This is a genomic window from Aureimonas sp. D3 (assembly GCF_001463805.1).
GTDB lineage: Bacteria > Pseudomonadota > Alphaproteobacteria > Rhizobiales > Rhizobiaceae > Aureimonas > Aureimonas ureilytica_A.
On the sequence record NZ_BBWM01000055.1, the window covers coordinates 26,338 to 46,416 of the forward strand.

A 20,079-nucleotide genomic window follows, 5' to 3' on the forward strand; every position below is an offset into this window, starting at 1 on the left:
CAAGATCAAGGCGAAGACCGAAAGGTCGATTTTTCAGTTTGAGGAATGGATCAAGATGAGAGTCGAAGGCGAGCTCGAAAAGCTGGAAGCCTCGGTCTGGCGGCGATGGGAAGAAGCGGTCTTGGATCGCCGTCATCCGTTCAGGCTGCTGACGGTCTCGACGATTGGGGTGGAAGGAGCGCCTCGTGCAAGGATGGTGGTCCTGCGAGACGTCGCGTCTCCCCAGAGACGGCTCTCGTTTCATACGGATGCAAGATCGTCCAAGGTTGGAGACATCGCGGCGGATACGCGCGTCAGCCTTTTGGTGTGGGACGAGCAAGATCGTGTTCAGCTGCGCGCGGAAGGCGAAGCATCCCTTTGGCGAACGTCGAGCTCAAAGGGCGCGGCAGCCTTCCGCGGACTGAGCGACGATGCGCGAAACGCCTATCGAGGTCCTGTTGCCGCTGGTTTGCCAATCGATCATCCAGACGCCGCGCGGCTGGAGAGCGTAGCGGGCCAGGACACAGCGGAGCAGAATTTCGTTCTGGTCCGCTGTGTCATACGACGTTTGGAATGGTTGCAGCTCCAGGACGGGCGGCAGAGGCGAGCTGAGTTTCTCTATTCCGGACGAGGCGCGATCCGGCATTGGATTGCGCCCTGATCGCTTTCAGCCGAGCGCCGAGATGGCCGCGAAGCCGGCTTCGAGGTCTTCCTGAAGGTCGTCGATGTCTTCCAGCCCAACCTGGAGCCGAATGACAGGTCCTTCCGATGGGGCCTTCGCGAAAAGCCGGTCCGACAGATCCACCTGCAAGGCGAGGCTCTCGAACCCGCCCCAGGAGTAGCCGAGGCCAAAGATGCGCAGCGCATCCAGGAAGGCGTCGGCTTCGCGATTTCCCCCTCCATCGAGAACGAAGGAGAACAAGCCGCTCGCGCCTTTGAACTGCCGCTTCCAGAGGTCGTGACCGGGGAAGGAGGGAAGGGCGGGATGAAGGACCCGAGCGACGCCGCTATGTCCCTCCAGCCATTGCGCCAGACGAAGCGCCGCCCGCTCGTGGGCGCGCAAGCGAACTTCCATCGTCTTCAAACCGCGAATGGCAAGATAAGCATCGTCGGGCGCTGCGTTGATGCCGATCTGCATCTGCGCCTCACGCAGCCTGGTATAGGTTGCGGCCGTCGCCGAGACGCTGCCCAGCATGATGTCGGAATGCCCGCCCGGATATTTGGTCAAGGCATGGATCGATAGATCGACTCCGAAGTCCAACGGGCGAAGGAAGAGCGGCGTCGCCCACGTGTTGTCGATCATCGAAACGGCATTGCCGGCTCTTGCGATGTCGGCCATCACACGGATGTCGATCATTTCGAAGGTGTTGGAACCCGGCGCTTCTAGGAAGACGACGCGGGTCGTATCGCGCATCAAGTCTTTCAGCCCCGCACCGATCGCGGGATCGAAATATTCGACCTCGACCCCCATTCGCGTCAGCAGCGTATCGCAGAAATGGCGGGTCGGACCATAGACGCTGTCGATCACCAGACAATGATCGCCATGAGACAGAAAGGCGAGCAGAGGAATGCTGATCGCGGCGAGGCCCGAAGGAACCAGGATCGTGCCCGCTGAGCCTTCGAGATCGTCCAGCGCGGCCTCGAGCGCATCCGTCGTCGGCGTTCCCCGCAGCCCGTAGAGATAGCTGTGATCGCGCCGCCGCATTGTCGCGGCGTCAGGAAATAGAACTGTAGAGGCATGGACCACGGGCGGATTGACGAAGCCATGGTATTCGTGAGGATCATAGCCCGCGTGGATGAGCCGGGTCGATGCTCTGAACTGGTGCTTATTGTCAGTTGGGCTGCTCACGCTACGGGCATCCTGAGAGAGATTTAAACAGGGTCGGTTCGAGCCAGGACAAAATCTTGGGAGAAAATTTGTCACCTGCTTGACCTGCGCAGTTTTATGGCATGAACCTGACGCTCGCAACGTTTCGAATTGCCCTTGTTGGGATCAGCAAGCGGTGAACGATCCTCCACCCGAATGCAAAAAGGTATTGGGATGAAACTGAAGCTTCTAGCCGCCGCGCTCTGCCTGTCCGCCGTTGGAGTTGCTGCGACTGGCGCTTCCGCTGGAACCTTGGACGACACCAAGGCGCGCGGGACCGTTCGTTGCGGCGTGAACACCGGCCTGCCGGGCTTCGGCTACCAGAACGACAAGGGTGAATGGGCCGGTCTGGACGTCGACTACTGCAAGGCCATTGCGGCCGCGATTTTCGGCGATGCGAGCAAGGTCGTTTACTCGCCGCTCTCGGCCGTTCAGCGCTTCCCGGCCTTGCAGAATAGCGAGATCGACGTTCTCGCCCGCAACACGACCTGGACGATGAGCCGCGATACGGCGCTCGGGCTAACCTTCGCGGGCGTCAACTTCTACGACGGCCAGGGTTTCATGGTCCGCAAGTCGCTGGGTGTGAATTCGGCGCTGCAGTTGTCCGGCGCCACGGTCTGCGTGCAGAGCGGAACCACGACGGAACTGAATCTGGCGGACTACTTCGCCGCCCATAACATGCAGTACAATCCGGTCGTCATCGAAGCGCAGTCGGACGTGAACGCCGCCTATGAGAGCGGCCGCTGCGACGTCCTGACCACCGATCAGTCGGGCCTCTACGCGTCCCGCCTGGAACTGGGCAGCCCGGACGATAACGTGGTTCTGCCGGAAATCATCTCCAAGGAACCTCTCGGTCCTGCCGTTCGCCAGGGCGACAGCCAATGGTTCAATGTCGTGAAGTGGACGCACTTCGCGCTGCTCGATGCCGAAGAGCTCGGCGTCAATCAGGCCAATGTCGAGGAGATGAAGAACTCGACCAATCCTGAAATCCGTCGTCTCCTGGGCGTCGAAGGCACGTTCGGCGCGGATGCCGGTCTGACCAACGACTTCGTCGTTCGCATCGTCAAGGCTGTCGGAAATTACGGCGAGATTTTCGAGCGTAATGTCGGTCAGGACTCGCAGCTGAAGATCGCGCGTGGCCAGAACGCTCTGTGGACCAAGGGCGGCCTCCAATACGCTCCGCCGGTGCGCTGATCGGGCTTGTCTGATGAATCCCGTCGCCGGCTTCTAGCCGGCGACGCTACCTTATCTCCCACTACAGGGACGCCCATGACGGTCGATACCGGAACGATGCCAGCCAGTCGCTCTCGCGATTCGATTTTCACCAATCCGAAGGTGCGCAGCGTCGTCATCCAGGTCGCCCTGATCCTGGGCCTCAGTGTCTTCGTCTGGTGGATCGTCGGCAACACCGCGCAAAATCTTCAGAACGCCAATATCGCATCGGGCTTCGGCTTCCTCAGCACGCGATCCGGCTTCGACATCTCGCAGGTGCCGATCCCCTACACCAACAATGCCACCTATGGGCGAGCCATCCTCGTTGGCCTGACCAACACGCTGATCGTGGCCGGCACAGGCATTGTCTTCGCGACCATCCTCGGTTTTCTCATCGGCATCGGCCGACTGTCGCATAATGCGCTCGTGCGCGGCATATCGACCGTATACGTCGAAACCTTCCGCAACATCCCTCCGCTTCTGGTGATCCTGTTCTGGTATTTCGGGGTTCTGGCCGTGCTGCCGCAGCCGCGACAAGCCATCGAACTGCCCTTCGACAGTTACATTTCCAACCGCGGTCTCCAGACGCCCAGCGTTCAGTTCGGCCCCGAGGCCTGGCTCACCTTTGCGGCGTTCATCGTCGGCATCGTCGCCACGATCGCGTTGTCCTCGGCCTTCAAGGCGCGGCAATTGCGCACCGGCGAACGGCCCGGGCTCTTGCTGCCCGCGCTGGCCCTCATCATCGTCTTGCCGATCGGCGTGTTCGTCGCGACGGGCCTCCCCGCAACGCTCCAAATTCCGCAACGCGGGACGTTCAATCTGACGGGTGGGTTCCAGATCAGACCCGAGTTCCTGTCGATCTTCCTGGCCCTGTCGGTCTACACGGGCGCATTCATCGCCGAAATCGTGCGCGCGGGCATCTTGTCGGTGTCCAAAGGTCAAACGGAGGCGGCGGCCGCTCTGGGCCTGCGCCGAGGGCAGGGGCTGCGCCTCGTCATCGTCCCCCAGGCCTTCCGCGTCATCATCCCGCCGCTCACCTCTCAATATCTCAACCTGATCAAGAACTCGTCGCTCGGACTGGCGATCGGCTATCCTGATCTCGTTGCGGTCGGCTCGACGGTGCTGAATCAATCCGGGCAGTCGATTGAGGTCGTGGTCATCTGGATGGCGGTTTATCTGGGCATCAGCGTGACGGTTTCGATCATCATGAATCTGTTCAACCGCCGCATGAAACTGATCGAGCGCTGAGGACGAGACCATGGAAGAACAAGTCTCACGCTTCGTCGCCGGAAGCTATCTACAGCCTCTTCCACCGCCAGCCGCTGAAGGCGGTTGGACCGGACGAATTCGGAAAAGCTTCTTTGCGACGCCTTTGGACGCCGTTCTGTCTCTTCTGTCGGCCCTGCTGATCGGATATATCGCCGTCGGCCTCTATCAATGGGGCATCGCCAACGCGGTCTTCACCGGCGAAAATCGAAGCGCATGTTTGGGTGACTCGGTCGGGGCTTGCTGGGCCTTCATCGGTGCACGCTTCCAGCAGTTCATTTTCGGGCTTTATCCTGTCGAAGAGCGGTGGCGGGTGGTTCTCGTCTTCGCTTTGCTCGTGGTGCTCCTGGTTCCCCTGGCGATCCCGCGCGCGCCCTTCAAGCGGCTGAACGCGTCCTTGATGTTCTTCGTGTTTCCGCTGGTGACGATCGTTCTCCTGACCGGCGGACGTTTCGCCATGACGGGTTCTTCGATCGCGCTTGCCTTTGCGTTGGCGGCGGCCGTCACGCTGTTCCTTTGCGTCGGGATCAGCAGTCGCGCCGGTTCCTATGGCCTGACGAAAGTAGCTGTCGGACTGACGGTCTTCGGCCTTTTGGCCGCTTTCATGGCGCCCTATTTGAACTTCGATCGCTTCAGCGTTCTGACCTTCCGCTTCGACACCCTGTCCTTCATCGCGCTTGTCGCATCGCTGTTGGCGATCACTCTGTCCTTTGTCACAGCTCTTGCGACCCTGGAAGAGAAGTCCGGCGCTTTGCGCTTGGTCTATCCCACGCTGGCGGCGCTCTTCTTCGTGGCCACCCTGACGACGGATTTCGGTTTGGCACCCGTGCCGACCAATCTCTGGGGCGGTCTCCTCGTGACGCTGGTGGTCGCTCTGACCGGCATCGCCTTGTCCTTTCCGCTGGGCATCCTTCTGGCGCTCGGCCGTCAGTCGAGTATGCCGGCGGTTCGCCTGCTTTCGGTCGTCTTCATCGAGTTCTGGCGCGGTGTTCCCCTGATCACCGTTCTGTTCATGGCGACCTTCATGTTGCCTCTGCTTCTGCCGAGCGGCGTCAGCTTGAACCAGCTTCTTCGTGTGCTGGTCGGCGTCTCGCTGTTCGCGGCCGCCTATATGGCCGAGGTCATTCGCGGCGGGCTGCAGGCCATCCCCAAAGGCCAGTATGAGGGCGCCGATGCGATGGCGCTGACCTATTGGCAGAAAATGCGCATGATCATCCTCCCGCAGGCTCTCACGCTCGTGATCCCCGGTATCGTCAACACGTTCATCGGTCTGTTCAAGGACACGAGTCTGGTGTCGATCATCGGCCTTGCGGATCTTTTGGGCGCTGTCCGGCGCGGCTTCAACGATCCCGCCTGGATCACGCCGACCACTCCGGCGACGGGCCTTGTCTTCGCGGCCTTCTCTTTCTGGATCTTCTGCTTCGGCATGTCGCGCTATTCCATCTTTATGGAGCGTCGCCTTTCGAGGGGACACAAGCGCTGAGCCCTCTCAGCCTTTCCTCTTGCCGCTGATCGGTTCGGGCCGATCTCTATCAGCACCCCATTTCTGGACGATACGCCATGACATCCTCCGCTGCCGAATCCACCATCGTTCCCGCCGGGCAACTCGGCCCGGTCGCCATCGAACTCACCCAGGTCAACAAGTGGTACGGCGAGTTCCATGTGCTGCGCGACGTGAACCTGAAGGTTCAGCGCGGCGAGCGCATCGTGGTCTGTGGGCCATCGGGCTCGGGCAAATCCACGATGATCCGCTGCATCAATCGGCTGGAAGAGCACCAGAAGGGAACGATCGTCGTGGACGGCGTCGAGCTCACGAACGATCTGAAGAAGATCGACCTCGTACGTCAGGAGGTTGGGATGGTGTTCCAGCACTTCAATCTCTTCCCGCACCTGACCATCCTCGAAAATTGCACGCTCGCCCCGATCTGGGTGCGCAAGATGCCCAAGAAGAAGGCCGAGGAGATCGCGATGCACTACCTGACGCGGGTGCGCATTCCCGAGCAGGCCAACAAATATCCAGGTCAGCTATCTGGTGGCCAGCAGCAGCGCGTGGCCATCGCGCGCGCGCTCTGCATGCGCCCGAAAGTGATGCTATTCGACGAGCCGACCTCCGCACTCGACCCTGAAATGGTCAAGGAAGTGCTGGATACGATGGTGGGTCTCGCCGAAGAAGGCATGACCATGATCTGCGTCACGCACGAAATGGGTTTCGCGCGTCAGGTCGCCAACCGCGTGATCTTCATGGACGCCGGGCAGATCGTGGAGCAGAACGAGCCGAACGCCTTCTTCAACAACCCGCAACACGACCGCACCAAGCTCTTCCTGAGCCAGATCTTGCACTAAGACCGGTTCGGTCTGTCGGCTGGGGTGGGCTCGGCTGGTAGTCTTCGATCGTCACCATGCCATAGGGAACAGGCGGGAGAGGGCGGCATTTTCCTTCAAACAAGGACATGCCGCCATGACGGACGACGGAGACAGGCCGAAGCGGGAGACGACACGGATCGTCTCGCCCCATATCGGCCTGATCAACACGCAGACGATCCAGATCGGCCCGCGTTGGGCGGTGATCGGAATTTTCTTGATCCTGTTTTTCGGCGCGCTTTATCTTTCCCGCGACTTTATTCTGCCGGTCGTCTTCGCGCTTCTTTTCATGCTGGTGCTGAGCCCGATCGTCCGCGTCGCCAAACGGCGCCTCGGGTTTTGGGAGCCTGTGACGGCGGCAGCCCTTGTCTTCGGCACGCTGCTCGTCATCCTTTCGTCCTTCTATGCCTTCAGCGGCCCCATCGCAGAGATCGCGCAAAACGCGCCCCGTTATATCGAAGCGGCGAACGAAGAGGTTTCGGTTCTTCGGGAGCGCTTTGCCGTGGTTCGCGACGCCAAGCGCGAGGTGCATCAGGCTGCGGGTAAGGATACAGGCGCGGAGCCGCCCGAAGATGTCGTCACCAGCGGCCCGAGCCTTCTGGGAAACATGGCGGCAGTGATCCCGCGCATCGGGGCCAGCATCGCTTTCGCGCTGATCTTTCTGTTTTTCCTTCTGTCCTCGGGAAGCCTGTTCTACCGCAAGACGGTCGAGGCCCTTCCTAGCCTTTCGGACAAGAAGCGGGCCCTCTCGATCGCATCCGACATCGAAACCGAATTGTCGCGCTGTCTCTTCGCCATCACCCTCATCAATCTCTGCCTAGGCTTGGCGATCGGCTCGGCCATGGCGCTGGTCGGGCTTCCCATGCCGGCAGTGTTCGGCGCGCTGGCTTTCGTTCTGAACTTCATTCCCTATCTCGGCGCCATCGCAGGGATTGGTCTTGTCGGGCTGGTGGGGCTTACCGAGTTCGGGAGCGACGCCTATGCGCTCGTGCCGCCTTTGGTTTATCTCCTGATCACCTCGATCGAGGGACAGTTCATCACACCCATTCTGGTCGGGCGGCGGCTGCGCATGAACGCGGCCGCGGTCTTTCTGTCCGTCGCCTTCTGGGGCTGGATCTGGGGTGTCGTCGGTATGTTTCTGGCGGTGCCGCTCATGGTCTGCGTCAAGATCGTGGCGGGTTATATCGAGAGCCTGCATCCCCTTGCCAATTTCCTCGCCGCCGAAGAGGCGCAGGAGGAGACGCCTCCTTCTCCCTAACGATCGTCCAAAAAGAACGGGGCCGGGCGCATCTGCGGCCCGGCCCCATCATCTGCGCTTATCCGGCGTCAGCGGTTGCTGGTCTCAACTGGTTTGACCAACGATGTGATGCGCCGCAGCGTCACGCGACGGTTCTCGCGGTTCGGCTCCTGCGTGTTCACCTTCAGATTCTCCTCGCCATAGCCCTGCGTCACCAGATTCTCGGCTGGCACTTCGAAATATTCGGTGAGAGCACTGGCGACCGCTTCCGCGCGCCGATCCGACAGGGCCAGATTGGCGACATTGCTGCCGACCGCGTCCGTGTGACCTTCAAGCAGGAAGACCTCGCCCGGATTCTCATCGATGACGCGTTTCACGGCGTCGGCCAGAGCTTGCAGGTTGCGAGCTTGGGCCTGCTCGATCGTCGCCGAACCGAAGCCGAAATTGATTGTGTTCAGATCGATCCGCCGAACCTTGTCGCGAATGCGGGTCGAGCGTCGCACCTCGTCGACGGAATAGATACGTTCCACCGTCTCCACTGGAGGCGCGACGATCGTTTGATAGTAGAGATCCTCGTCGGGGCGGGACACATCCACGACATAGCGGTCTTCGGGAATGGTCAGGCGCAGGGGCGGAAGGTCCGCGCCCACGTCGGCATAGTCGTTCCGCCGCGTGTCGTCCTCGGCATAGGGGTCGTAGAAGAGAACGACTTCCCGGCCGTCCGGCATGATCCGAGACCGCTGGACGATGTCACCATATTCGTTTTCGATCGTGACGACCTCGACACCGTTCGGCCGCCGGATCGTCTGACGCGTCAAGCCACGTGGCAACTGCTCGAACCGAACGTCCTGCGACCCTTGCGTCAGGCGCGGATTGTCGTCCGAGCGGATGAAATAGGCTGCCAGACCGCCCGCCGCCGCGCCTGCGACGCCTGCGCCGACCAAGGACAGGATGTCTCGGTTCCCGACCCGCTCCACGACCTGAACATTGGGCGGGAGCACAGGCGCAGGCGGAGCCTGAATGGGTTGCCCTTCGGCTTGTCGCACAGGCGGTACGGCGATCGGCTGTTGCAACTGCTGCACGCGGGCATCGCTCCGACTAACGCCGCCTTGAGGGACCGGCGCGGTCTGAACTTCGACGGGAACGGGCTGGGGAGCCTCGGCCGCCGGGGGCGCAAGTTGCGCCGCAGCTGGATTGGCCGGCGCAGGGGGAGGCGTCGCCCCGTCCTGCACCGGCGGAGCGGGAACGCTGCCGGGCGCAGCTGGCGGAGTGTCGCTTCCCGCCGGTGGAGGCGGAGCCGGTGGCGTGCCCGGTACGACCGGCGCGGCATCGGGCGCTGCCGGTGCGGCGGTTGGCGCGGTGGGCGCTGCGGCAGGAGCGGCTCGTGTGGCGGGGTCCGCATTGGGCGCGGCCGGTTCTTGCCCAGGCTGCGGAGGGGCGGGCGGTACAGGCTCCGTCTGTGGCGGTGTTGCAGATGGCTGCGCCGCCGGTGCGTCCGCTGGAGGCGGCGTTTCGACTGCAGGCTTAGGCGGCGGAGGTGGGGCGTTTGGTGTCTGGGAAGCCGGGGCTGCGCGTCGTTGAGGCGCCGGCGCAGGCTGCTCGTCTGCCGGCGGGAACGCCTCGGAAGCTTCGGGCTTCGCTGGCTCTGGCGCGGCAGGGGCCGGTTCTGGGCCTGGATTGGGGGCTGGGGCTGCGTCGTTGAGCGTGCCCTGATCCGTCGGCATGTTGCCGCGAGTTCCCTCCGGCGCATTGGTCGGAGGGCCGGAATCGGGAGCGGCAGGCTCGGACGGCGTCGAAGCGCCACCGGGGCGCGGCGCGTTGGGCGTGGCGGGCGGGGTTGGCGTGTCGCGGGCGGGCGCTTCCGGCTCCGGCGATGCGTCAGGCTTCGGCGGCGCTGGTCGCTCGGGTGGTGCCGGTCGTTCGCGAGCGGGCGGCTCGGCGGGTTCTGCGGCAGGCGGCGGCGGAGGTGCAGAATCAGGAGCAGGTTCCCTCGGCGGTGCAGCGTCCGGAGGAGCCTGCCCTTCGGCGGGCGGAGGTGGTTGCTGCGCAAGGGCAGCCAGAGGGCCCGTCAGTGCGGTCGATGCGGCGAGCGCCGTGATCGCCAGAAGACGCCCTGCACGTTCGAAATTCGGCATAAAAGACCTTTCCATCTGTCCCTTGCGGTTTCCAGCTCGCGAAAGCGCCGCGCCGCCATCGCAAACCGGATGCGCGTTCGGAAAACCGAAACACAGGTGGAAGGAGCTAGGTCGTGGGAGGCGGAGGGAAAGCCGCGTCCTGTGCGGCGGAGGCCCACAGACGCGTGAACGGGACACTGGCTGCTGGAAGGTCTGGCATTAAACGGGCCACAAAGACAGCCTCGGCTTTCCTTGTGTAGCTCAGAGCGGCGGCGCGATCGGTTCGGCACGCCAATCATAAAGCCAGGACAGGTCCGCCCGCATGGCGGCCTCCGGGCGCACCCGCATTGCGAGGTTACGCGCCAAGCTGAGCGGCCAACCCAGATGATAAACCCGCCGGTGGAAGCTGACACGTTTCAGCACCCGCTGAATGCGCGGAAAACGGGTCGCGGCATAGGCGGCCAACCCCTCTTGGATCGTCGCTTTTGTCGCGAGACAGGATGCCAAGACCCAGGCGTCCTCCAGAGCCATGGCCGCACCCTGCGCCGCGAAAGGGAACATGGCATGGGCGGCGTCGCCGATCAGAACGATGCGCTCTCGCGAGCGAAGGCGATCGTCTGCATCGACCGTCAAGAGCGGCCAAGCCCCGAGATAGTCTCCACGCGTCAGGAAGTCGCTCAGACGCGGGTTCCAATTCCGAGCGTCGAGAGCGCCGTGATGGAGGCCGGCGGTTTCGACGACGACTAGATTGCGCTCTCCGGACTTGCGCATGGGGTAGGACACGGCGTGAGACGAAGGCGCCAGCCAAGCCTCGATCTCCGGACCGGGTGCATCTGCAATCGAAAAGCGATGTGCGACGAGTCCGCTATCGACCGGCGGCTTGCAACCCGCGAAGGCTGCGACGGGCGAATGGACGCCATCGGCACCGATCAGCAGCGAGGTTTCGACTGCGGTCTGCGAACCATCCGCGCCTAGAAACCAGACGGACAGTCCGTTCGCCTGGAATTCTACGCGCTGAAATCTGAGCCCCAGCCGGACTTCCACGGAGGGGTCGGCCATCGCCGCGTCCAAGAGGACAGATTGGAGATCGGCACGGTGAACGGCGATATAGCCGTCCTGCCCCGACTCGACGGGAACACGCGCCAGAAGCCGGTCACTCGCGCCATCGCGCACCGCGACGCTGCGCGCCGAAAACCCACGTTCCGCCAATGCGGCTTTGAGGCCGAGCTGATCGATAACACTGAGGGCGTTAGCGGACAGTTGCAGCCCCGCGCCAACCGGCTGGAGGCTGGGCGTGCGTTCGCAGACGAGGCTGCGATAACCCGCTTTGGCCAGAGCCAGGGCGCAGGCAAGACCCGCCACGCCCGCTCCGACGATCAGGAGTGGGCGTGACGCGAGCTCCGTATCCTTCAAAGCCGAGGCCTGTCAGGCGGCCTTGTCGTGATAGGCGCAGCCCGCTGGGAGCGTTTCGTCGCGCTTCAGCGCGGGATTGTAGCGATAAAGGGTCGAGCAATAGGGGCACACCTTCTCGCCTTCATCGCCCATGTCCAGATAAACATGGGGATGATCGTAAGGCGGGTGGGCACCCACGCACATGAATTCAGCGACGCCGATCTCGATCACGTCGTGCCCGGCGCTGTTCTGGAAGTGAGGCGTGCCATAACCGGCCATGAGGCTCTCCATGCGACCCTTGGTCTGAAATCGGCCGGACCTTAATCCCGCGAGCGTTAAAAGAACAGGGTGGTCGAGCGGCTCGGATCGCGATAACGGGTCGAAGCATCGCGAGTTGGAAGGGCTGTCATGGCTGAGTTCGAGAACGGCGGCTTTCGCCTTCATTATATCGATGAGGGTGACCCGGAAGCCCCGGCGATTGTCCTCGTTCATGGCTTCGCTTCCAGCCTCAAGGTCAATTGGGTCGATCCCGGGTGGGTGAAGACCCTGACCGACGCGGGTTATCGCGCGATCGCCTTCGACCATCGGGGCCATGGCGAGAGCGACAAGCCGAGAGCCGGCGCTGCCTATACGCCCGAAGCCATGGCGTCGGATGTGCTGGCTCTCGCCGACAGGCTCGACCTTCGGACTGCAGCCCTGTTCGGCTATTCCATGGGCGCCCGCGTCTCGGCCTTTGCGGCGCTTCGCTATGCCGAACGTTTTCCGCTCCTGATCTTCGGCGGCCTCGGGATCGGTCTGGTCGAGGGTGTGGGGAATTGGGACCCGATCGCCGAGGCGCTTCTCGCGCCCTCGCTGGAGGATGTCTCGCACGAGCGAGGACGCATGTTCCGGGCTTTCGCCGACCGAACGCGAAGCGATCGATTGGCGCTGGCAGCCTGTATCGAGACGTCAAGGAAGGAACTCACGGCAGAAGACGTCTCGCGCATTGTCCAGCCGAGCCTGGTGGGCGTCGGGACGAAGGACGATATTGCCGGCTCCGCTGAAGCCCTGGCGGACCTCCTGCCGAACGGCGAGGCCTTCGACATCCCCAACCGCGACCATATGCTGGCCGTGGGCGATCGCCTCTTCAAGGCCAAGGTCCTGGAATTTCTCGACAGGCACCGGGCGCTGATCGAGCGCTGAGCGGGCGAGTTGGAACGGGCGGCGTTTTTAAGTTAAGGCAGGGTGCTGGCAACGGTCGGGCGCAGGCTTACCTTCTGGTGAGCCGGCGTCGAAACGCACATGAGACGAAAGCGACAGGACGATGACTGTGATTCCCGCTTCCTTCGCGGATCGTGTTCATTCGGTCGATCCGATCTGGACGCGTATGCGAGAGGAAAGTTTGCGTGCCGCCGAGCGCGAACCCGCGCTGAGCGGTTTTCTCTATGCGGCAGTGCTTAACCAACGCTCGGTGGAAGCGGCCGTGGCGCATCGCGTGGCGCAGCGGCTGGATCACCCCAATGTGCCGGCGTCTCACATCGAGCAGGCCTTTGCCGACATGGCGACGGCCCATTCCGAATGGTCCTACGAAGTACGAACCGACCTTCAGGCCGTGTTCGACCGCGATCCGGCCTGCGAGCGCTATATCGAGCCGCTCCTGTTCTTCAAGGGTTTCCAGGCCATCCAGACGCATCGTCTGGCGCATTGGCTTTGGCATGTCGGGCGGACGGACTTCGCGCTCTATCTCCAGTCCCAGTCCTCATCCGTTTTCCAGACGGATATTCATCCGGCCGCACGCATGGGGAAGGGTATCTTCCTGGATCATGCGACCGGGCTCGTGGTCGGCATGACCGCCGTTGTCGGCGACAATGTTTCGATCCTTCAGGACGTGACGCTGGGCGGGACGGGCAAGGAGTTCGGCGACCGGCATCCCAAGATCGGCTCCGGTGTGTTGATCGGCGCGGGCGCCAAGATTCTCGGCAACATTCATGTGGGCGCCTGCTCCAAGATCGCTTCCGGCTCGGTGGTCCTGAGGGAGGTGCCGGCCAACTCCACGGTTGCGGGCATTCCTGCCAAGATCATCGGCACCTCCGGCTGCGCAGAGCCGGCATCCGCCATGGATCAGAATTTCAGCCGCGAGGATTGAGGTTCCGTCCTCGTGACCGACAAAGGCCCATGAGGCCTGATATCCCCAAGCCTTGGCTACCATCCCTGCCTCGGCCGTCCCGACAAGGAGTTCTGGACTTGAAACCCGACGAAATCCGCAAGCTCGAAGCCTTCTTCAAGCGCACCTTCAAGGGTGTCGAGTTGAAGGTGCGCCCGATGCCCAAGCGGAACGATACGGCCGAGGTCTATCTCGATGACGAGTTCGTCGGGACGATCGGGAAGGATACGGACGAGGGCGAACTCTCCTATCACTTCACCATGACGATCCTCGACATCGATCTCGACTGAACCGACAAAGGCCGGCGTTCTCGCCGGCCTTTTGTTGAGCGCAGGCCTTCGTTAGCGAACGCTGCCGACCAGCATTTCGCGGCCGTCGTCGATCGAAACCCATTTCGACGAGTCGCGCTCCGACTGGCGCTTGAGATACTGATAGGGGGTCAGCGTCCAATCCAGAACACGCTGATCTAGATTGTCGAGGATCATGTCGCCGCGATCGGTGCGAACGGTCAGCACCGCATGACCTTCGCCATTGCTCTGGCGCACGACGGTGAGCAGGAGAGCCGAGCGCGGAAAGCCCTCGCGTTCCAGCATATACTGCTTGAGCAGCGCGAAATCCTCGCAGTCGCCCTCCGTCGTCGGATAGGCCCAGTGCTCGGGAACCCCATAGATTTCTTGATCGGTCTTGGCGGTGATGCCGATATTGACCGATGAATTGACCTCCATGATCGCGGCCCAGGTCCGATCCGTGATCCGAACGCTGGCGACCTCGGTATTGGGCCCGCATTCCGCCGGATAGGATTTGCAGAAGTCGAAATGGCCGACGGGCTGGGAGGTCGGGCCGCGCGTCACCATCGCAGCTTCCGCGCCCATGAGAGGCGTGAAGAGACCGACGAGGAGAGCGGCAAGAGCCAGAAGCGATTTGGTCGAGGTGAGCACGATAGACCTCCCGAGGACTTGGGAGGACCTTCGCAGCCCAGGTTGACGAATTCTCGAACGAGAACTGCCGGATTTTACGCAAGTCCGAAGTCGAACAGCAGGTTTTTGCCGCTATTACCACTTCGATACTTGTGTCAACGAGGCCTTATAGCCGTTGAGACTTTGTTCGCCATCAACTCTTTCGGTTACGAAGGTGAAGGTCATCGATCACCTGAGGCGCGGCGAAACGGGGCGCGGCGGTTCGGCCGTTAACACATCAGGCGGCCTGACGTTAAGACCTCTGAACACGAAAAAGGCGGTGCGACCTTCGCCGCCCGCCGCTGCACCGATGTTTCGGACGCGCTGGTCCGTTCCGAGCCTCGGACCGGGTCTCCTGAGCTAAATTGCGTTATCCACAGAAGCTTCGCCCGCTTTCGGCAGGCAGCCCCGATCCAGACGCGAGGTGCTTCGTTCAGCGGAATGATTCGTTGAGCGTGTCCGCCGTCTGGAGCGTACTGAACTCGATTGCGAGACCGTCTTCCAACTGACGCACGACCCGTCCCGGCATGGTGCCGAGCGTGAGCTTCGACCCATTGGCGGGCCGCACGGCGCAGGCGACGGCCGCGCCGGAGAGCGAAAGATCGATGATCTTGACCTGATAGCGGCGTCCGTCGTCCAGAACCATCTCGATAATGGGGTTGCGCGGCTGGATACGCTCGTGCCGGCGATCCTCGGGCAGGGCGAGTTCATGCCGGTTGGCGAGCCACGTCAGCTGCGCTGCGAGTTTCTCACGCTTGCGTTCCGTCGCTTGAATCTGGACGGCGAAGCCGCCGCGGAACTGCCGCACCACGTTTCCCTCGATCCGCCCGATGTGATCGACATAGAGGATCACACGTTCGGACGTTCGAGGCTCGACGGCCGAAATCACAGCGATGCCGCCGGGGCTGACATTGTCCACGCGGCACGGAAACTCGTTCTGGTTCTCCAGCATGAACCGGCCCAGCAGATCCACCTTCACGCGGTTGTGGTGCCGTCGGTCTTCCGTCACGAGCGGAACTGCGGGGAGAACGTCCAGCATAAGGTTTCGCTGCCATCTGATCGCTGTGCTGAACGAACCCTATCGAAGAATGGTTAAGAGTTCCGGTTGCGAAAGGATGGACGTGGCGTTCGTACCATCAGGTCGGTCCGTTGGCCTTTGCGCCGTCCCGACGTAGAACAGAACCGCCAATCCAAGGAGTGCCGCGTGTCTCTCGACCCTGCCCATATGTCTGGCGAGAGCCGCCCGCCTCGCTCCGTATCGCCCGTCAACGTGCCCGGTATCGTTCTGGCGCTGATCGCGATCTTCGCGGGAATTCACTGGCTTCGAACCAGTTGGTTGTCGCCCGAGAACGATGTCTGGACGCTTGTGAACTTCGCCCTGATCCCCGGGTGCTACAGCGATCTCGATCAGATTTGCGCGCTCCGCGAGTCATGGGCCGGCCTCGTTTCTCCGCTCAGCCATGCGTTTCTTCACGGCGACTGGACGCATTTTGCGACCAACGCCATCTGGCTGCTCGCCTTTGGAACGCCCGTCGCGCGGCGTTTGGGAACGGGCGGCTTCCTGATCTTCTCCGCCCTCGGCGCGATGGCCGGCGCGGCGCTGTTTTATGCGCTGAACCCGACACTGATCCAGCCGATGATCGGCGCATCCGGCGTGGTCTCCGCGCTGATGGGGGGCGCTGCGAGATTCGCCTTGGGATCAATGGGTCGGCTGCAATCCTCCGACGTGGCCTATGCTCCGAGACTGTCAATCCGGCAGAGCCTTTCGGACCGGACCATTCTGTTCTTCATCCTCATCTTCTTCGGCACCAATCTCCTGCTCGGCTCCGTGGGCGGAGCGATCTTCGGGGAAGCCGGCGCCATCGCCTGGGAAGCGCATGTCGGGGGCTTCGTGTTCGGTTTTCTGGGGTTCGCGCTGTTCGATCGTCGCCAGCACATCTGGCAGGAGCGCTTCTAGACGCGCTGGAGCGCCGAGGTTGCCAGCAGGCCTCTCTCGTCGCAGGATGCACTGTCCGATGGAAAGGGAGGTCCAGATGACAGTGCAGACCATTCTTGAAGCCAAGGGGCGCGATGTCGCCACGGTCGATCCCTCGCACAGCCTCGCGGAGGTGATCGAACATCTTCATGAGAGGCGGATCGGCGCGCTGATTGCGCTCGATGCCGACAATCGGTTGCTGGGTCTGATCTCGGAGCGAGACATCGTTCGCCTTCTGGCCGAGCACGGTGCCAAGGCTTTGTCGCAAAGCGTCGGGGACGTGATGACGCGCCAACTCGTGACGATCGACGAAGCGGCGACGATCGATGACGCAATGGGACTGATGACGCGCGGCCGGTTTCGCCACCTACCAGTGGTCCGGGACGGGCGATGCGTCGGCATCATCTCGATCGGCGACGTGGTGAAGCGACGGATCGAGGACGCCGAGCGCGAAGCGGAAGACCTGAAAACCTATATTCACGCCGGCGTATAAGCGGTCCTCAACGACCCGGCAGGGAGTGGCAGAGACGCTCGATCTCGTGCATTCCCCGCATGGCTTCCTCATAGCCGAACGCGATACATTCGCGCGCCCGAAAGAACTCGGACAGTCCGATTTCGCGGACGCGCGGATGAACGGTATAGTCGGGCGGGTCTCCCGCCAGACGCGAGCGCGAAATGCGGTCCTGAATGATGTTGAAGGCATCGACCATCGAGCGGCCGATGCCGATCCGATCCGGCTCGCGCGCGCCCCGCGCCGATTGAGCCAGGGACGGATCGATTGCGCTCGCGTCGTCCGGGCGATGCGACAAGGCATTCTCCGCGCTCATGCGCAGCACGGCCGCCCGCCCGAACAGGTCGTAGTGGAGATTGACCGCCACCACCAAAGGCTCTTCCAAGGCCCGACAGACCGAGACCGGCACCGGGTTCACAAGCGCACCGTCCAAGAGGCGTCGGCCATTGCATTCGACCGGAGGGAAGACGCCCGGCAGCGCGTAGGAGGCGCGCATGGCCAGAACCAGAGAGCCGGAATCCAACCAGACCTCGTGCCCGCTTCGCGCCTCCGTCGCCACACAGACGAGCGGCCGGGTGAGCTCTTCGATCCGAAGATCCGCCAATTCGGCGGCCAAGCGACGATGCAGCCGCGCGCCGCCGATCAACCCGCCACCGCCCCAGCGAATATCGAAGAAGCGCATCATGCCGCGCCGCGTCAGCGAAAGGGCGAACTGCTCCAGTTCATCGAGATGACCGGCGAGATAGCAGCCGCCGACAAGCGCGCCGATCGATGTGCCGGCAATCATGCTGATTGGGATTTCGGCTTCCGTCAGGGCCCGGATGACGCCGATATGCGCCCAGCCCCGCGCCGCGCCGCCGCCCAGGGCCAGTGCAACGCCGCGCTTGGGCGCGGCGGGCTTCGGCGAACTCTTGGCCGACTCGCCGCCCATGCTGCCACCGGCCGGAGCACTCCGCCTGAAAACCAGATCGAGCATGGGGGCCTCCCGTCACCGTTTCGGCTCGTTGGTTCGAGCTTATGCGACCACCGCTTTCCAGTTTGCTGACCGGAACGGTTGACGGTCTGCTAACTATGCTGCGTTGCAGCGCGTGGCTCCGTGTCTAGCAAGCGATAACGACCGTTTGACGAAACGACCTTTCGATAGAAACAGGTCGTGCGGCCGGTGTGGCAGGTGTCTTCCGGCTTGGCGACATCGACTTTCAGCCAGACTGCATCCTGATCGCAATCGACTCGGACTTCACGAACCGCCTGCAGCGCGCCCGACGTTTCACCTTTTTTCCAGAGGCTCTGACGCGAGCGGCTGAAATAATGCGCGATCCCGGTCGAGAGGGTGAGATCGAGGGCCTGCGCGTTCATGTGCGCGACCATCAAGAGCTCTCCGGAAGCGGCATCGGTAACAACAGCGGTGACGAGCCCCGATGCGTCGAAACGAGGCAGGAGTTCCACCCCTTCCTCCAATTCGGCCTTGGTCGCTGCCGTGGCAAAAGGTGCGGCGTCGCTCACTTTGCGCCGACCATGGTCAGGAAGCGGGTCTGCTCGCTTTTATCGTCCCGGAAGGTCCCGTAGAAAGAGGTGGTGATCGTGGTGGAGCCCTTGGTGCGAATGCCGCGCATGGACATGCACATATGCTCGGCTTCCAGCATCACGGCCACGCCGCGCGCGCCGAGCGCGCCGTCGATGATGCCGGCGATCTGTTCGGTCAGTGCTTCCTGCGTCTGCAGGCGGCGAGCATAGACTTCCACGATGCGTGGAATCTTGGAAAGGCCGACCACGCGCCCGCCATTGGGCAGATAGGCGACATGCGCCTTGCCGATGATCGGCACCATGTGGTGCTCGCAATGCGAGGTGAAATCGATGTTCTTCAGGAGAACCATGTCGTCATAACCCGCCACCTCATCGAAGGTGCGGTTCAGGATCGACGCGGGCTCCTGCCGATAGCCGGAAAACAGTTCCTCATAGGCTTTGACGACGCGCCTCGGCGTGTCGAGCAGGCCTTCGCGTGAGGGGTCTTCGCCGATCCAACGCAGGAGAGTTTCCACCGCCGCTTCGGCTTCTTCCCGCGAAGGGCGGTTCGTCTCGTCCGGCTGCATGGTCTGACTGGTCTTTCTGACGATCGCGTCCATCACTTCATCCCGAACTGGTTTCGGGCGCGGCTTTTCTCGCGGCACAAGCACCGCAAGCCCCACCGACATCGAACCGCTTGATGTTGGAAAGCTTCGATGGCGTCAAGCAAAGACGTTTCTCTGCTGGCGCTGCCGCTTCCTGTCATCTTGTCCGACCCCTATATGACGGGGACGATCGACGGTTTGAAGAGGACCGTCGGTGAACTGTCTGTCGCGAGGCCGATCATGATCGACGATCTCTACAATGCCCGGATCCTCGAATTCGCCGGCAACATCTCTCGGCTCGGGCGGTTGGACGATCCCGACGGCACGGCAAAGGCGCATTCCAAGCTTTGCGGCTCGACCGTCATCGTCGATCTCAAGCTGAAGGACGGCGTGGTGGCCGAGTTCGCGCATGAGGTGCGCGCTTGCGCGCTGGGGCAGGCGTCGTCCGCCATCATGGCGCGCAATATTGTCGGCGCTTCGCCGCAGGAATTGCGCGATGTGCACCGGGCCATGCAGGCGATGCTCAAGGCCGGCGGCGCGCCGCCCGAAGGTCGCTTCGCGGATTTGAAATATCTGGAGCCCGTGCGCGATCACAAGGCGCGCCATGCCTCGACGCTTCTAACCTTCGAGGCCGTGGAAGCCGCCCTCGATATGGCGGAAGCGGGCCGGGCCGGCGCGGCGGCGTGAAACGGCTGGGACGCAACTATACCGGCCCCTGGCGCAAGACGCCCGGTCGGCTCCTTGGCGTCGGGGTCGTTCGGTTCTATCAGATCGTCTTCTCGCCGCTCGTCGGCGGGCATTGCCGCCATGTGCCGACATGCTCGGAATATGGATACGAGGCGATCGCGCGCCACGGGCTTTGGCGCGGCGGATGGTTGACCGCGCGCCGCGTGGCGCGCTGCGGACCGTTCGGGTGCGCGGGACACGACCCCGTCCCGGATTGAGCACTGTCTCTAGC

Annotated in this window: 21 protein-coding genes and 1 pseudogene; 13 read left to right on the plus strand and 9 right to left on the minus strand. The window is 62.7% G+C overall.

The genetic code is table 11. The features are described 5' to 3' along the window. Positions 1 to 55 precede the first annotated feature (55 nt). Positions 56 to 640: a pyridoxamine 5'-phosphate oxidase family protein gene (locus tag AUL36_RS23355; protein ID WP_082655892.1), complete on the plus strand. Its 585-nt coding sequence runs from the start codon at positions 56 to 58 to the stop codon at positions 638 to 640. 6 nt (positions 641 to 646) lie between these two features. On the opposite strand, the gene metC is transcribed toward AUL36_RS23355, so the two are convergent. Then, positions 647 to 1,828: a cystathionine beta-lyase gene (gene metC, locus AUL36_RS16395; RefSeq protein ID WP_062222466.1), complete on the minus strand. Its 1,182-nt coding sequence runs from the start codon at positions 1,826 to 1,828 to the stop codon at positions 647 to 649. Positions 1,829 to 2,020: 192 nt separating this feature from the next. On the opposite strand from metC, the gene AUL36_RS16400 reads away from it, so the two are divergent. The 5 genes from AUL36_RS16400 to AUL36_RS16420 all read left to right on the plus strand — a co-directional run bounded on the left by AUL36_RS16400 (position 2,021) and on the right by AUL36_RS16420 (position 7,943). After that, positions 2,021 to 3,040 (plus strand): amino acid ABC transporter substrate-binding protein, encoded by a 1,020-nt coding sequence (locus AUL36_RS16400; protein WP_058602104.1) that lies wholly within the window; start codon positions 2,021 to 2,023, stop codon positions 3,038 to 3,040. A gap of 75 nt (positions 3,041 to 3,115) precedes the next feature. Continuing rightward, the gene (locus AUL36_RS16405; protein WP_062222468.1) at positions 3,116 to 4,306 is read left to right on the plus strand and encodes an amino acid ABC transporter permease; all 1,191 of its coding nucleotides are present in this window, start codon (positions 3,116 to 3,118) and stop codon (positions 4,304 to 4,306) included. Between the two features lie 124 nt (positions 4,307 to 4,430). Then, positions 4,431 to 5,807, plus strand: coding sequence for an amino acid ABC transporter permease (locus AUL36_RS16410; RefSeq protein ID WP_374700783.1), 1,377 nt, complete (start codon positions 4,431 to 4,433; stop codon positions 5,805 to 5,807). Between the two features lie 77 nt (positions 5,808 to 5,884). Then, positions 5,885 to 6,667 carry an amino acid ABC transporter ATP-binding protein gene (locus AUL36_RS16415; protein ID WP_062222472.1) on the plus strand — a complete coding sequence of 261 codons (783 nt, stop codon included), beginning with the start codon at positions 5,885 to 5,887 and terminating at the stop codon, positions 6,665 to 6,667. A 115-nt stretch (positions 6,668 to 6,782) separates the two neighbouring features. Continuing rightward, complete coding sequence (locus tag AUL36_RS16420) at positions 6,783 to 7,943, plus strand: AI-2E family transporter (RefSeq protein ID WP_062222474.1); 1,161 nt, start codon at positions 6,783 to 6,785, stop codon at positions 7,941 to 7,943. Positions 7,944 to 8,011: 68 nt separating this feature from the next. Here AUL36_RS16420 and AUL36_RS16425 read toward each other — a convergent pair whose 3' ends face one another. The 3 genes from AUL36_RS16425 to AUL36_RS16435 form a co-directional block, all read right to left on the minus strand. Then, positions 8,012 to 9,004, minus strand: coding sequence for an OmpA family protein (locus AUL36_RS16425; protein ID WP_082655893.1), 993 nt, complete (start codon positions 9,002 to 9,004; stop codon positions 8,012 to 8,014). Between the two features lie 1,293 nt (positions 9,005 to 10,297). Further along, positions 10,298 to 11,449, minus strand: a complete 1,152-nt coding sequence (locus AUL36_RS16430) for an FAD-dependent monooxygenase (protein ID WP_062222476.1) — start codon at positions 11,447 to 11,449, stop codon at positions 10,298 to 10,300. Between the two features lie 12 nt (positions 11,450 to 11,461). Further along, entirely contained in the window at positions 11,462 to 11,707 is a 246-nt protein-coding gene (locus AUL36_RS16435) for a zinc-finger domain-containing protein (protein WP_058602390.1), read from the minus strand. A gap of 129 nt (positions 11,708 to 11,836) precedes the next feature. Between AUL36_RS16435 and AUL36_RS16440 the strand changes: the two genes are divergently transcribed. From AUL36_RS16440 to AUL36_RS16450, 3 genes are all read left to right on the plus strand, one after another. Further along, positions 11,837 to 12,610: an alpha/beta fold hydrolase gene (locus AUL36_RS16440; RefSeq protein ID WP_062222480.1), complete on the plus strand. Its 774-nt coding sequence runs from the start codon at positions 11,837 to 11,839 to the stop codon at positions 12,608 to 12,610. 121 nt (positions 12,611 to 12,731) lie between these two features. Then, complete coding sequence (cysE, locus tag AUL36_RS16445) at positions 12,732 to 13,553, plus strand: serine O-acetyltransferase (RefSeq protein WP_062222482.1); 822 nt, start codon at positions 12,732 to 12,734, stop codon at positions 13,551 to 13,553. A 98-nt stretch (positions 13,554 to 13,651) separates the two neighbouring features. Then, positions 13,652 to 13,861 (plus strand): DUF3126 family protein, encoded by a 210-nt coding sequence (locus AUL36_RS16450; RefSeq protein ID WP_058602374.1) that lies wholly within the window; start codon positions 13,652 to 13,654, stop codon positions 13,859 to 13,861. Between the two features lie 51 nt (positions 13,862 to 13,912). Here the strand turns inward: AUL36_RS16450 and AUL36_RS16455 are convergent, their stop codons facing one another. Beyond that, positions 13,913 to 14,509 carry a transglutaminase-like cysteine peptidase gene (locus AUL36_RS16455; RefSeq protein WP_244497150.1) on the minus strand — a complete coding sequence of 199 codons (597 nt, stop codon included), beginning with the start codon at positions 14,507 to 14,509 and terminating at the stop codon, positions 13,913 to 13,915. A 451-nt stretch (positions 14,510 to 14,960) separates the two neighbouring features. Beyond that, positions 14,961 to 15,566: a PilZ domain-containing protein gene (locus tag AUL36_RS16460; protein ID WP_062222484.1), complete on the minus strand. Its 606-nt coding sequence runs from the start codon at positions 15,564 to 15,566 to the stop codon at positions 14,961 to 14,963. Positions 15,567 to 15,731: 165 nt separating this feature from the next. On the opposite strand from AUL36_RS16460, the gene AUL36_RS16465 reads away from it, so the two are divergent. Both AUL36_RS16465 and AUL36_RS16470 read left to right on the plus strand, forming a co-directional pair. Next, entirely contained in the window at positions 15,732 to 16,484 is a 753-nt protein-coding gene (locus tag AUL36_RS16465) for a rhomboid family intramembrane serine protease (protein WP_062222486.1), read from the plus strand. A 76-nt stretch (positions 16,485 to 16,560) separates the two neighbouring features. Then, positions 16,561 to 16,995 (plus strand): CBS domain-containing protein, encoded by a 435-nt coding sequence (locus AUL36_RS16470; protein WP_062222550.1) that lies wholly within the window; start codon positions 16,561 to 16,563, stop codon positions 16,993 to 16,995. 7 nt (positions 16,996 to 17,002) lie between these two features. Here the strand turns inward: AUL36_RS16470 and AUL36_RS16475 are convergent, their stop codons facing one another. The 3 genes from AUL36_RS16475 to folE all read right to left on the minus strand — a co-directional run bounded on the left by AUL36_RS16475 (position 17,003) and on the right by folE (position 19,136). Continuing rightward, positions 17,003 to 17,989 carry a patatin-like phospholipase family protein gene (locus tag AUL36_RS16475; RefSeq protein WP_062222488.1) on the minus strand — a complete coding sequence of 329 codons (987 nt, stop codon included), beginning with the start codon at positions 17,987 to 17,989 and terminating at the stop codon, positions 17,003 to 17,005. Positions 17,990 to 18,078: 89 nt separating this feature from the next. Then, on the minus strand, positions 18,079 to 18,516 hold the full coding sequence (gene hisI / locus AUL36_RS16480; protein WP_082655894.1) for a phosphoribosyl-AMP cyclohydrolase: 438 nt from the start codon (positions 18,514 to 18,516) through the stop codon (positions 18,079 to 18,081). Beyond that, the gene (gene folE, locus AUL36_RS16485; protein WP_058602379.1) at positions 18,513 to 19,136 is read right to left on the minus strand and encodes a GTP cyclohydrolase I FolE; all 624 of its coding nucleotides are present in this window, start codon (positions 19,134 to 19,136) and stop codon (positions 18,513 to 18,515) included. The genes hisI and folE overlap by 4 nt, the downstream gene beginning before the upstream one ends. Before the next feature lie 225 nt (positions 19,137 to 19,361). On the opposite strand from folE, the gene AUL36_RS16490 reads away from it, so the two are divergent. Together AUL36_RS16490 and yidD are read left to right on the plus strand one after the other, a co-directional pair. After that, positions 19,362 to 19,808 carry an iron-sulfur cluster assembly scaffold protein gene (locus tag AUL36_RS16490; protein WP_062222555.1) on the plus strand — a complete coding sequence of 149 codons (447 nt, stop codon included), beginning with the start codon at positions 19,362 to 19,364 and terminating at the stop codon, positions 19,806 to 19,808. Continuing rightward, positions 19,805 to 20,059 (plus strand): annotated as a pseudogene (gene yidD, locus AUL36_RS16495) (membrane protein insertion efficiency factor YidD); the annotation flags it as partial. The gene AUL36_RS16490 and the pseudogene yidD, both read left to right, overlap by 4 nt. Positions 20,060 to 20,079: the final 20 nt, after the last annotated feature.

Coding starts and splice junctions, on each gene's coding strand:
- AUL36_RS23355 (WP_082655892.1), top strand. CDS start 56: ATGAGAGTCGAAGGCGAGCTCGAAAAGCTGGAAGCCTCGGTCTGGCGG.
- AUL36_RS16400 (WP_058602104.1), top strand. CDS start 2,021: ATGAAACTGAAGCTTCTAGCCGCCGCGCTCTGCCTGTCCGCCGTTGGA.
- AUL36_RS16405 (WP_062222468.1), top strand. CDS start 3,116: ATGACGGTCGATACCGGAACGATGCCAGCCAGTCGCTCTCGCGATTCG.
- AUL36_RS16415 (WP_062222472.1), top strand. CDS start 5,885: ATGACATCCTCCGCTGCCGAATCCACCATCGTTCCCGCCGGGCAACTC.
- AUL36_RS16420 (WP_062222474.1), top strand. CDS start 6,783: ATGACGGACGACGGAGACAGGCCGAAGCGGGAGACGACACGGATCGTC.
- AUL36_RS16435 (WP_058602390.1), bottom strand. CDS start 11,707: ATGGCCGGTTATGGCACGCCTCACTTCCAGAACAGCGCCGGGCACGAC.
- AUL36_RS16440 (WP_062222480.1), top strand. CDS start 11,837: ATGGCTGAGTTCGAGAACGGCGGCTTTCGCCTTCATTATATCGATGAG.
- cysE (WP_062222482.1), top strand. CDS start 12,732: ATGACTGTGATTCCCGCTTCCTTCGCGGATCGTGTTCATTCGGTCGAT.
- AUL36_RS16460 (WP_062222484.1), bottom strand. CDS start 15,566: ATGCTGGACGTTCTCCCCGCAGTTCCGCTCGTGACGGAAGACCGACGG.
- AUL36_RS16470 (WP_062222550.1), top strand. CDS start 16,561: ATGACAGTGCAGACCATTCTTGAAGCCAAGGGGCGCGATGTCGCCACG.
- AUL36_RS16475 (WP_062222488.1), bottom strand. CDS start 17,989: ATGCTCGATCTGGTTTTCAGGCGGAGTGCTCCGGCCGGTGGCAGCATG.
- folE (WP_058602379.1), bottom strand. CDS start 19,136: ATGGACGCGATCGTCAGAAAGACCAGTCAGACCATGCAGCCGGACGAG.
- AUL36_RS16490 (WP_062222555.1), top strand. CDS start 19,362: ATGATCGACGATCTCTACAATGCCCGGATCCTCGAATTCGCCGGCAAC.